General features: G+C 43.8%; 12 protein-coding genes. 3 read left to right on the top strand and 9 right to left on the bottom strand.

All coding sequences use genetic code 11. From position 1 onward, the window contains the following. Positions 1-7: 7 nt before the first annotated feature. The 4 genes from HH682_RS08375 to ompX form a co-directional block, all read right to left on the bottom strand. Positions 8-1,600 carry an ABC-F family ATPase gene (locus HH682_RS08375; RefSeq protein ID WP_214237124.1) on the bottom strand — a complete coding sequence of 531 codons (1,593 nt, stop codon included), beginning with the start codon at positions 1,598-1,600 and terminating at the stop codon, positions 8-10. A 181-nt stretch (positions 1,601-1,781) separates the two neighbouring features. Next, entirely contained in the window at positions 1,782-2,180 is a 399-nt protein-coding gene (locus HH682_RS08380; protein ID WP_214237125.1) for an H-NS family histone-like protein, read from the bottom strand. A 457-nt stretch (positions 2,181-2,637) separates the two neighbouring features. Beyond that, a complete protein-coding gene (gene mntR / locus HH682_RS08385; protein WP_214237126.1) occupies positions 2,638-3,105 on the bottom strand; it encodes a manganese-binding transcriptional regulator MntR in 468 nt (155 codons plus the stop codon). A 361-nt stretch (positions 3,106-3,466) separates the two neighbouring features. Beyond that, positions 3,467-3,994, bottom strand: coding sequence for an outer membrane protein OmpX (ompX, locus tag HH682_RS08390; protein ID WP_214237127.1), 528 nt, complete (start codon positions 3,992-3,994; stop codon positions 3,467-3,469). A gap of 286 nt (positions 3,995-4,280) precedes the next feature. Here ompX and rhtA point away from each other — a divergent pair, with 286 nt between their 5' ends. Further along, positions 4,281-5,192: a threonine/homoserine exporter RhtA gene (gene rhtA / locus HH682_RS08395; protein ID WP_214237128.1), complete on the top strand. Its 912-nt coding sequence runs from the start codon at positions 4,281-4,283 to the stop codon at positions 5,190-5,192. 115 nt (positions 5,193-5,307) lie between these two features. After that, on the top strand, positions 5,308-5,811 hold the full coding sequence (gene dps / locus HH682_RS08400; protein ID WP_214237129.1) for a DNA starvation/stationary phase protection protein Dps: 504 nt from the start codon (positions 5,308-5,310) through the stop codon (positions 5,809-5,811). A gap of 16 nt (positions 5,812-5,827) precedes the next feature. On the opposite strand, the gene rlmF is transcribed toward dps, so the two are convergent. From rlmF to HH682_RS08420, 4 genes are all read right to left on the bottom strand, one after another. Then, the gene (rlmF, locus tag HH682_RS08405; protein ID WP_420826195.1) at positions 5,828-6,727 is read right to left on the bottom strand and encodes a 23S rRNA (adenine(1618)-N(6))-methyltransferase RlmF; all 900 of its coding nucleotides are present in this window, start codon (positions 6,725-6,727) and stop codon (positions 5,828-5,830) included. Then, positions 6,727-7,686, bottom strand: coding sequence for a DNA-binding protein YbiB (gene ybiB, locus HH682_RS08410; RefSeq protein ID WP_214237131.1), 960 nt, complete (start codon positions 7,684-7,686; stop codon positions 6,727-6,729). The genes rlmF and ybiB overlap by 1 nt, the downstream gene beginning before the upstream one ends. Before the next feature lie 7 nt (positions 7,687-7,693). Next, entirely contained in the window at positions 7,694-9,871 is a 2,178-nt protein-coding gene (gene dinG, locus HH682_RS08415; protein ID WP_214237132.1) for an ATP-dependent DNA helicase DinG, read from the bottom strand. An 81-nt stretch (positions 9,872-9,952) separates the two neighbouring features. Next, a complete protein-coding gene (locus tag HH682_RS08420) occupies positions 9,953-10,474 on the bottom strand; it encodes a GNAT family N-acetyltransferase (protein ID WP_214237133.1) in 522 nt (173 codons plus the stop codon). Between the two features lie 145 nt (positions 10,475-10,619). On the opposite strand from HH682_RS08420, the gene HH682_RS15805 reads away from it, so the two are divergent. After that, on the top strand, positions 10,620-10,724 hold the full coding sequence (locus HH682_RS15805; RefSeq protein ID WP_250318624.1) for a hypothetical protein: 105 nt from the start codon (positions 10,620-10,622) through the stop codon (positions 10,722-10,724). A 22-nt stretch (positions 10,725-10,746) separates the two neighbouring features. On the opposite strand, the gene idi is transcribed toward HH682_RS15805, so the two are convergent. Next, positions 10,747-11,271 carry an isopentenyl-diphosphate Delta-isomerase gene (idi, locus tag HH682_RS08425; protein ID WP_214237134.1) on the bottom strand — a complete coding sequence of 175 codons (525 nt, stop codon included), beginning with the start codon at positions 11,269-11,271 and terminating at the stop codon, positions 10,747-10,749. Between the last annotated feature and the right edge of the window lie 29 nt (positions 11,272-11,300).

Genomic DNA, 11,300 nt, shown 5'->3' on the forward strand with positions numbered 1-11,300 from the left:
ACGCAAACTAGGCAATCCCTTGGGAATTTAAATAGTCTTCGTAATTACCAGTAAAGTCGCTGACTTTACCAGGTTTAATTTCCAGTACACGCGTAGCGAGGGAGCTCACAAACTCCCGATCGTGTGAAACGAAAATTAAGGTCCCTTCAAACATTTCTAGCGCCATATTCAAGGATTCAATGGATTCCATATCTAAGTGGTTAGTTGGCTCATCCATAATCAGAATATTGGGTTTTTGCATCATTAATTTACCGAATAGCATCCGCCCTTTCTCACCCCCTGAAAGAACTTTAGCTGGCTTTTTAATATCATCTTGGCTGAAGAGCAATCGTCCCAATATACTTCTTACCGCTTGCTCGTCATCGCCCGCCTGTTTCCATTGGCTCATCCAATCAAAAACAGTTAAATCATTCGCAAATTCGTATTCATGGTCCTGGGCATAATAACCGATCGACGCATTTTCAGACCATTTTATGCTACCACTTTCCGGAGTCAGTTCTCCGACTAGCGCTTTAAGTAGCGTCGTTTTACCAATGCCGTTTGCACCAATAATTGCTAATTTTTCTCCAACCTCGAGCAGAAGACTCAGTTTGGTAAATAGCGGGCCGTTATCAAATCCTTTCGTTAACGCTTCAACTTCTAAAGCATTACGGAATAATTTTTTATCTTGTTCAAAACGAATAAATGGATTTTGCCGACTTGAGGCTTTTACTTCATCCAATTTAATTTTGTCGATCTGTTTAGCGCGAGAGGTTGCCTGACGAGACTTTGAGGCATTCGCGCTAAAACGGCTAACAAATGACTGTAGCTCAGCAATTTGCGCTTTCTTTTTCGCATTATCAGAGAGCAGACGCTCACGAGACTGCGTCGCAGCGGTCATATATTCATCATAATTTCCCGGATAAACACGAATTTCGCCGTAATCTAAATCTGCCATATGCGTACAGACCATATTCAGGAAATGACGGTCGTGGGAAATAATAACCATAGTACTGTCACGCTCATTAAGCGTCTGTTCCAACCAGCGAATCGTATCAATATCCAAGTTGTTCGTCGGTTCATCTAATAAAAGAATATCGGGATTTGAAAAAAGCGCTTGTGCGAGTAGCACACGCAGCTTCCAACCAGGAGCGACTTCGCTCATAGGACCATAATGCAAATCTACTTCAATACCCACGCCTAATAGAAGTTCACCCGCGCGAGCTTCCGCACTGTAACCATCCATCTCACCGTACAGTACTTCGAGATCAGCAACCTTATAACCCTCTTCCTCGCTCATTTCAGGTAAAGCGTAGATACGGTCTCTTTCTTGTTTTATTTGCCAAAGTTCATCATGGCCCATGATAACCGTATCTAAAACACTGAAAGCTTCGAAAGCAAATTGGTCTTGGCGTAATTTACCAATACGCTCATTAGTATCTAACGCTACGTTACCTGCTGTTGGTTGTAAATCACGTCCTAAAATTTTCATAAAGGTTGATTTGCCGCTACCATTCGCACCTATTAACCCGTAGCGGTTACCACCGCCAAATTTCACGGAAATATTTTCAAATAGTGGTTTACTACCAAATTGCATAGTTACGTTGTTGGTTACTAACACGTTTAAGCCTTTTAATTAATGGGATTGGGCACTGATGGAGTATGACTTAACAGTAATTACCGCTGTATAATCATTACACAATGAAGAGATTATAACTCATTTGAAGGATTCTCTGTATAGTACAGAGAGAAAAGCAATAAAAAAACCAGCGCGAACGCTGGCTCTTAGGTAGCACTAAAACTTAGATTAAGAAGCTTTCTAGTGATTGACCTTCATCAAGCGCTTTTTTGATCGCAGCTGGGGTACGACCTTGGCCAGTCCACGATTTCTTTTCGCCGTTTTCATCTGTGTAAGCATATTTAGCTGGGCGAGGTGCGCGTTTAGTACGTTTTTTGCTAGTCTCAGCCGCGCCTAATAATTCACTAGGGTCAATACCTTCGGCTGCTAATAACTCACGGTATTTAGAAAGCTTTTCTGCTTTCTCACGGTTTAATGCTTCTTCGGCTTCAATTTCTTCACGACGCTCAGTCACAACAGTGGTTAATTTTTCTAGAATTTCTTCTAGATCAGTTAACTCAACTTCACGAGCTTGCGCACGAAGTGTACGGATATTGTTCAGTAGTTTAAAAATGTCGCTCATTATTTTTCCCTTTCTATAAACTTAAAAAATCACAATATCGGCAAGGTTACCGAAATTAGTTTAGAAAATAAATAGAAAATTAGAAAATAATAATTCTAAAAATAAATACTATTTCTAGGTAAAGAAATCCGACACCTTCATTACAAATTCATTACCTTTAAAATTGGTAATCATTAAACACTCTTAATCTAAAGGCTAAATATCTTTTATTACAAAAAACCAGTTTCAGATAATTCTGGGACTGATTCCATTCTCCATTTGTGCTCAATACATTCTCTTATTGTGTAAGAGAATTTTGATTAATTAGTATAATTCTTTTGATAAACAATAATTAGGGGTAAAGGTAAGTTTTCGATGATGTTGAAATACTGACCGAAACTTACAAGGGAGTAAAAGTAAAAACTAGTATTTATCCCCTACTATTCATAGGGTAATGATAAAGATATCGCGAAAAAATCTAAGGCCGACAATTTTGTTTACTGATAAAGGCTTTAAACACCGCTAGCGTCTCATCGCTGACATGGTGTTCGATTCCCTCTGCATCACAATGAGCAACTTCGGGTGAGATTCCTAAACTCAATAAAAAATCTTCAACGATAGCATGACGTTCGCGACTCTGTTGCGCTAAACTTTCCCCTTCCTGGGTAAGGAAAACTCCACGATAAGGAATTTGTTGAATTAGCCCTGCGGCAGCTAAACGTTTTAGCATTTTTGCGACAGTCGGTTGAGAAACCCCTAGGCGTGCAGCCATGTCAACTTGACGTACTTCACCAAACTCATGAATGAGATCAGAAATTAACTCAAGATAATCATCGATTAGTTCGCGTCGGTGCGCTTCTCTAACCTGCTTAAAACCTTCAACATGGTTTTCAAGATTTTTAATCGGACCAATTGATGGCTTTACACGAGTATTTGGGTGATTCATCGAAATTCCTTACAAAGGCCAATGTCGACCAAGTCGACCATGCTCACTATCTTAAACGAGATGAGATCAAGCTCAACTCTTTTCTCATATAGCATTAGCTAAAGAATATAGCCTGTGCTATATATAAATCACTATAGCTGATTATTTTTGCCTTCATTGATTAGGGGGTTGAACATGAACTATGATAAAGAGTTGCCTCAGACGTCAACCTGTGCTCACCGCTCATCTTCTCAGCCTTCCTTTTTCGGCTACGCTACACTTTCCCCTTTCCAATTACGCCTTTACCTTTTGAAACGGTTAGGTCGAATTTTTTTAGGTAAAAAAAAACGACCCTAAGGGTCGTTTTTTAGGAACAGTACAATTAGAAGCTGTAACCAACACCAGCGATCCAAGTACCCACATCAACGTTACGGATACGGCTTTGCTCGTAACCAACGTCAAGTGCAACGTTTTCCCATGGGTTGAATTGCAGACCAGCACCGTAAGCAACGCCAACATCGCTGTTGCTCTTGCTGTTGTAACCTGCAGGACCATGGCCTTCAGCGTTGTTTTGAACGCGACCGATACCGATACCTACAACACCGTAGATGCTTGCCCAGTCATTTAGACGGTAAGCTGGACCTGCAGTGATACCGTAGTATTGACCTTTACGATAGTCGTTAACATCTTTGTTAGCGTCTTTTTCGGTATAGGTGAATGATGCAATCCAACCTAATGGGTTAGATTCATCTTCGTAACGATATTTTAAGTTGAAACCGTTAGCTTTGTTTAAAACACCTTGGTAATCGCTTTGTGCGTAACCACCAGTAACGGTGCTTTTAGCCATTGCAGAACCTGCAGAAACGGCGAGTAAACAAGCTAAAGCTGAAAGACATGCAATTTTTTTCATAATAACCTCAATGTGAAATTACTTTTATTTTTACTGACAACAAATGAAATATAACAAAAAAAAGTAAGAAACTCTGCCCGAATTTTGTTGTCCAACCCCGAGTAACATGTAACATAACGTGTACAACGACACTTATCTAACTGATATACATCGTTAAGTTGCTAAAAAACAGCGGCGCAATTTTTTTCTAAAATAATAAATCTTTAAGCATATTCTGAATCTCTATAGCTATTTCTTCACGTTTCAATACAATTCTACCCCATCATTCACCCAATTCGGGCTTTCTATGGGCAATCCACAAAAAAGCACTGCATCGGTATTCTATCCTATCGGCCTGCTGTTAATTGCAATGTTTACATTACAAGGAGCAGCTTCCCTAGCTAAATCGCTGTTCTCTGAGGTGGGTGCCCCAGGTGTCGCTGCGCTGCGCTTGGGCCTCTCCACCATCATGTTATGGGTAATGTTTAAACCTTGGCGTTTACATTTTTCTCCAGAGCAGCGGCGGCCACTAATCTTTTATGGCTTAGCATTGGGAGGAATGAATTTTCTCTTTTATATGGCATTACGTACCATCCCATTAGGGATCGGTGTCGCCCTTGAGTTTGTCGGGCCTTTGACGCTAGCGCTCGCGAATTCTCGTAAGGTGACTGATTTTCTGTGGATTATTATAGCGGTAAGCGGGCTATGGTTGTTACTACCTGTGCACGGTGGTGCGAATAATATTGATCCACTCGGTGCATTTTTTGCACTAGCTGCTGGGGCTTGTTGGGCAATTTATATTATTTTCGGCCAAAAAGCCGGGTCTGAACACGGGGCAGCTACGGTAGCGGTAGGATTACTCATTGCTTCATTGGTTTTTGTGCCCACCGGTTTAGTCATGGCAGAACCGGGAATTTGGCATTGGTCAATTATTCCCATTGGGCTGTTAGTCGCCTTACTTTCGAATGCGATTCCCTATTCTCTTGAAATGATGGCGCTGACGCGCTTACCCGCCAGAGTATTTGGCACATTAATGAGTATGGAGCCCGCCGTTGCCGCATTCTCAGGTTTTTTATTTCTCAACGAACACCTAACACTCACTCAACTTGCCGGGCTGCTGGCGATAATTTTGGCTTCTGCAGGTTCTGCATTAACCATGAAATCTAAGGCGAGCCGCATGAAACGGATTAAGATTAAGAAGAAAAATCATTCTCATTAGGGTTTTATCATTCAGTCTATCTCACTAATAGGCCACACCTTGCTGCAGTTTTAAAAAGCGCTGCTATACTCATTTCAGTAGAGTTCAATAGGTTCATAACGAGAAGGAATTTTTCATGAGTACTGCAAAACTTATTAAAACAAATAATACTGAACTGCTTTATACCCGTAACGATGTTTCTGATGAAGATAAAGCGGCAACGATTCAAGTCTTAAATAAGATCGTGGTTGAACTGATTGATTTATCACTGATCACCAAGCAAGCGCACTGGAATATGCGTGGCGCGAACTTTATGGCGGTTCATGAAATGTTGGACGGTTTCCGTACAGCTATTACTGAACACCAAGATAACGTCGCTGAACGCGCGGTGCAATTAGGTGGTGTGGCACTGGGTTCAACTCAAGTTGTTAATGATAAGACCCCTCTGAAAAGCTACCCGCTGAACATTCATAGTGTTCAGGATCACCTCGTTGCCCTGGCTGAGCGTTACGCGTTAGTGGCTAACGATGTTCGTAAAGCAATCAGCGATGTGAATGACGAAGATACTGCAGATATCTTTACTGCAGCATCACGTGATTTAGACAAATTCCTATGGTTCATCGAGGCCAACATCGAGTAATAGCTATGAAGCCAGTTCAGGCTGGCTTCACTAACTCCTTTCTCTGCCGTTTATTATGAAAACTCCAAACCAATAAACGACTTTTTTTATTTCCTTGCGCCATTTCAATTTCTCTTCTCACTGGCACTGAATGATCCGTTAATACTTTTCTTAGCGGGGCTAAACTTTGCTGCTTAGCGACCAAAGTGCTAAACCACAATACTTGTTGTTGGAATAACACACTCTCTTCAATCATTTTAGTGATAAATCCGACTTCTCCCCCAGGGCACCATAGCTCGTGATAACGGCCAGCAAAATTGAGCTGATGTTCAGCTATCCCCAGATGATTATTCTTACGAGCTGTCCCTTCTGCAGCGGCTTGTGCAGAGCTATGAAACGGAGGATTACACAGCGTAGCGTGATAAAACTCTTTAGGCTGAATGATGCCATCAAAAATCTTACTCTGCTCTTTTTGACGCCGTAACCGAATCGATCGCGTCAAGCCAGTGTTCATCGCTAGCAGTTGTTGGGCAGCGCGGATAGATTCAGGTTGGCAATCGCTTCCAGTAAAACGCCAACCGTATTCAGCGCTGCCAATTAATGGATAGATACAATTGGCCCCGCAACCAATATCTAACACCGAAATCTGGGGGCCATGATTTGTCGGGAGATCTTCTGCTAAGCAATCCGCTAAGTGATGAATATAATCGGCTCGACCAGGGATGGGGGGACAAAGGTGATCATCGGGCAACGCCCACTGCAATTGATACCACTGTTTTAATAGCGCTTTATTGAGAAGTTTTACGGCTTCAGGTTCACTAAAGTTAAGGCTTAGCTTGCCACTAGGGGTCAACATTGACCAAGCTTCGAGCCTAGGTTCTAGTTTAAAGAGTACCGCTAAATCATAGTGGCCTTGATAACGATTTCTTGGATGCATTAGTAACCTTGCTCTGCGAGCCATGAACCTGCTTCACTCAGCGAATTAAAACGTTCGCAGACGACTAAACTACTGATAATCTGCTCGCGTAACGGTAGCGGAATGGGATATTTTTTTTCTAAAACGGCGTGCATCCAGTTAACCGTCGTCTCAATGTCTTTATTGGAGGCTAACGGCGTTTGTGCAGGTACTCCCCGTGGGATCATTTCTGATACGTCACTGCCATCATTATTCACATACTGTATCGCTGAAGGGCGCTGCGGATTGAGATAGACCTCACCTTCGCACCCATTAGACACCAGTGCCTTAGCGTGAATATCGCGAAAAAATTGCGTTACCTTTGGTAAATATTCAGGATGCGACACACTCGTTAGTCTCACTCCCGCTTGCGCAGTAAAAGGTGATATTAGCTTGGCCAGCGTGTGGGCGCTATTGCGCAAGCCTAAGTGCCACCGCAGGTCGAGTTGCTTGGCTAACGGCGGGCACAGCGTATCGATCGTCATAAACGAAAAGCCTGTGTCCAACATTTGTCGATGCCCTTCAGCGATAGTCTCTGCAGGCTTAATCTCCATTGCCGCAAGGATCTCTGCGCTGGTAATACGAGTCGGGTCACAATGAATCCCGTGCAAAAAGACGTTCACCCCAAACTTGTGCAGTAACAAGGCTAACAGTGGCGTCATATTTGCCTGTCGCCGAGCACCGTTATAACTGGGAATAACGACGGTATGTGGCAGCGCTGACCACTGAGGTAAACAGTCCTCCAGTGCGCGGTAGAAACCGAGTAGCTCCTCTTCGCCTTCACCTTTAATGCGTAATGCGATCAAGATCGCTCCTAAAGAGAGATCGTCGACATCATCCCCCAATATCGCGCGATAAAGTGCCGTGGCATTGTCTAAATCGAGATGACGCGCATGAAGTTTGCCACGACCTATCTCTTTAATAATTTGTTTAATATCCATGATTTCTCTACTTACGCGACGCGCGGCGATGTGTTGTTTTCTTTTTTAACGCTGAAGGAACAACGCTGACTTCACTTGGCGTAAACTTAGGTTGTTCAATAGGAAAAACAGGTAAAGAGGCTAAGAGTCGACTACCGTAATTACGCGTGATTAACCGACGATCATAAATAATGATCTCACCATGGCAATGATGACTGCGAATTAACCTTCCCACTTGTTGGATTAACGTGAAGGAAGCCGTAGGTAAACTCTGACTCTCAAAAGGATAACGCTGCTTGCTCTTCAACCACTCACCTTCCGTCACAATAACAGGGCTATCGATAGGGGCAAACGCAATTTTATGAATATGCACCGCCGTCAACAACTCACCTTTAAGATCGAGCCCCTCTGCAAAAGATTGTACGCCAACCAAGATACTTTGTTGTCCTGCCAGAACCCGCTCACGATGGAGTTCGATCAATCGAGTACGAGGTTGGTCGCCTTGCACCAACATAGACAACCGCTTATCAACCATCAATGTCACAAATTGCTGTAATGCTCGCATACTGGAGAACAAAACTAAAATCCCCTTATGCTCAGATTCGACTAGCATCTGTCGGAAAATGCTCACCATCTCAGCCAAATGCAACGCTTCGTGCTGGAAGTCAGGCTCATACTGCATGGTAGGAATAACCAGTTTACCCTGCTCTGCATGGTTGAAAGGGCTATCAAGACAGACAAAGCGGTCTGTTGATTTTTCGCTTAACCCGGAGAGTTCCTGAAAACGACTAAAGGTATTTAGGCTACGTAAAGTTGCCGAGGTTAAAATGGTATGCGGCACTTTTGACCAGAGAATATTCTTCAACTGAGTACTCACTCGTATCCCTGCACAATGTAACCAAAGTTGCGGTTTTTCTTCTGCCGTCTCCAGCGTCGCCCATTTTGAGACAGGTGCCCCAGAAAGTTGCCGTAATGCTGCCAAGCGCCATAATTTCGACTGCGCTTCAAAGTGGCCGAAGAAACGATTAAGTTGTAGCATCCCACGGTGGATCCTCACCATATCCGCTTTACCTGTCTGCTCCCCAAGAAAATTCAGGAGCGTCTCTGCTGCTGCACGCAATCCATCATAGAGCTTATAAAGTTGTTCGCATTGCTCTCTGAGCGCATCGGGAAGCTCCCCCATCACAAAGCGATAACGCTGCTCAGGTGCTGCCTTAACCTGTGGCAACAGAATCTGGGCAAAGGACATGACCAGCTCGTCAATCGTCTCACGGTGTGCGGCAAACCGTTCAGGCTTTGCCAAAGCTGGGGGGGACTTAAGGGTAAATTGCGCGGTAATCTGCTCTATGGTTTTAGCAAAAAGATCGAGTTGGAATGATAAACTGGTCGGCGTAATTTCCGCACTGATTTCTAATGCATCACGGGCGACATCGGGTAGATGATGCCCTTCATCCATAATGAGCAAAAGATCTTTAGCCGGCGGAAGTACTGAATCGCTCTCCAATGCAGCCATGACCAGTGCATGATTAGTAATCACCACGTCGACATTATCAATATCGCGTCGTGCCGAGAAGAAGGGGCACTCCTTATACCATTGGCAATGATGAGCCAGGCAATGAGCTTTATCTGTCGATAAACGGGCCCATAGACGATCACTGATATTCTCTGGGTAGTGATCCCGCACACCATCCCAACTACCGGCATCCAACACCTGCTGTAACTGTTCACACTGCTGTTGTTCAAGCGGCGTGATGGCTCCGGGTGCTTGACTGCTTAATGAGTCATCATCCAATAAATAGAGAAGATCCGGCTGGCTATTATCGCCTGTAAAATAGAGGTTTCGCGGACAGACATAACGCCGTCGACCAAATGCCGTGGTATAGGTCAGATCGGGGATAAAGCGTTTAAGGAGAGGAAGATCTTTACCGTAAATTTGGTCTTGTAACGCGACATTAGCCGTGCTCACCACTAAGGTTTTACTCTCTTCACGACTGACAGCGATACCTGGGATGAGGTATGAAAGGGTTTTACCTACCCCGGTGGGAGCTTCGATTGCCAAATGGCGTCCCGATTCTCCGGCTAAGGTTTTGGCTACTTCCGCCATCATCTGACGCTGTGCCAGCCGAGGAATAAAATCATCAACATTACGCTGAAGTTTTTTATACCAATCGCTGATTTGCGCTTTTACTGCTGAAGTGAGTGCCATAACAACCAACGTTAAATTGAAACAGACTGTATTTTTACACAGTATCTACTCAACGTCAGTAATTGTGAGGAATATTTTTAATTAGCGACTGAGGTGTAGAAACATGACGGTGGTCGCTTGATACTCCCCTGAGGTCGACTGCGCATAGTGCGGAATTTCCCCAACGACGATCCAGCCTAAGGATCGATAAAGTTTCACTGTGAAATCTTCACTGCGTGTATCGAGTACTAATAACTTTAGCCCTAGCTGTATCGCGCTATCGATGGCGGTTTGCATCAGTTTTTTTGCAATGCCCTGACGACGCCATGCTTGACTGACCATTAACTTGAATATCTCACCGCGATGTGTCCCATTATATTTTCCACAACGCTCTAAACCGATCACACCCACTATTTGATCATTTACACGTGCACAGAAAAACTGGACATTGCCTTCAGTGATAGCATGACTCTGCTGCTGCCAATAATGATGCATTGCATCAACCTGCTGAGTGGCATCGGTATAACCAATACTCGCTCCCAAGCTGACCGCTTCCTGCATTAATGCTGTTAATTGCCTCAAGTCTTCACTCGCTATGGGTGAAGTCATACGGGAAATAATCATTATTTTCTCCTTTAAACACGATTCTACCGGTGCAACCGCCTAAAGTGTCATAGGATTCGCTTATAAAAACCTGATGCCGCTGATGTCTTTATTCAGCATCTGGTTAGGAGTATCATTCCCCTAAAATATCTCCGAGATTCTCTAAATGAACGTCAAAAAAATTTTTTTTATTCTTCTTTTCTTACTGATGGCTGTGGGGGGTATCGGCGGCGTAGCGCTAATAGGATACTCGATTGTCATCGGAAAATAAACCCTCAGCGTTGGGGGGAGTTTTAGTCCCCCGCTCTCAACTGCTTAGCAAGCATCGGAAAGGTTGTTTTAAACCAAGGAGTGAAACGTTCAGGGAAGGAGACGAGTTCTTTCTCAATCTCTGATAGTGAAGCAAACCGATAATTTTCTGCTTCGTCTGGATTCAGTACCGGTAACTGATCGGTATACCCCGTGAAAATATGCCCATATTCATGCTCAATTAAACCATCCGTCACCGGTAAATTATAATAAGTCTGCGTGATCTCCTTCAGTGGCATTTTTAGCCCCATCTCTTCGTCGAGACGTCGCTCGGCAGCCTGTTGTGTGCCTTCATGAGGAAAAGGATGACCACAGCAAGTATTACTCCATAAACCACCACAATGGTATTTACTGAACGCCCGTTGCTGCAGCATAAGCTGTTGCTGTGTATTGAACACATACACGGTGATGGCGCGATGCAGTCGACCTTGACGGTGCGCTTCCAATTTTTCCATTTGCCCCAGTGGATTATCGTGTTCATCCACCAATATAACGTCGATTTTTTCCATGCTTTCACCACATTTCTGGCATTTTGAAG

Origin of the sequence: Rosenbergiella gaditana, assembly GCF_018494065.1 — a bacterium.
Lineage (GTDB): Bacteria > Pseudomonadota > Gammaproteobacteria > Enterobacterales > Enterobacteriaceae > Rosenbergiella > Rosenbergiella gaditana.

Excerpts from the sequence above, each read along its gene's own strand:
- HH682_RS08380 (WP_214237125.1), bottom strand. The coding sequence starts at position 2,180 with ATGAGCGACATTTTTAAACTACTGAACAATATCCGTACACTTCGTGCG.
- mntR (WP_214237126.1), bottom strand. The coding sequence starts at position 3,105 with ATGAATCACCCAAATACTCGTGTAAAGCCATCAATTGGTCCGATTAAA.
- ompX (WP_214237127.1), bottom strand. The coding sequence starts at position 3,994 with ATGAAAAAAATTGCATGTCTTTCAGCTTTAGCTTGTTTACTCGCCGTT.
- rhtA (WP_214237128.1), top strand. The coding sequence starts at position 4,281 with ATGGGCAATCCACAAAAAAGCACTGCATCGGTATTCTATCCTATCGGC.
- dps (WP_214237129.1), top strand. The coding sequence starts at position 5,308 with ATGAGTACTGCAAAACTTATTAAAACAAATAATACTGAACTGCTTTAT.
- rlmF (WP_420826195.1), bottom strand. The coding sequence starts at position 6,727 with ATGCATCCAAGAAATCGTTATCAAGGCCACTATGATTTAGCGGTACTC.
- ybiB (WP_214237131.1), bottom strand. The coding sequence starts at position 7,686 with ATGGATATTAAACAAATTATTAAAGAGATAGGTCGTGGCAAACTTCAT.
- dinG (WP_214237132.1), bottom strand. The coding sequence starts at position 9,871 with ATGGCACTCACTTCAGCAGTAAAAGCGCAAATCAGCGATTGGTATAAA.
- HH682_RS08420 (WP_214237133.1), bottom strand. The coding sequence starts at position 10,474 with ATGATTATTTCCCGTATGACTTCACCCATAGCGAGTGAAGACTTGAGG.
- HH682_RS15805 (WP_250318624.1), top strand. The coding sequence starts at position 10,620 with ATGAACGTCAAAAAAATTTTTTTTATTCTTCTTTTCTTACTGATGGCT.
- idi (WP_214237134.1), bottom strand. The coding sequence starts at position 11,271 with ATGGAAAAAATCGACGTTATATTGGTGGATGAACACGATAATCCACTG.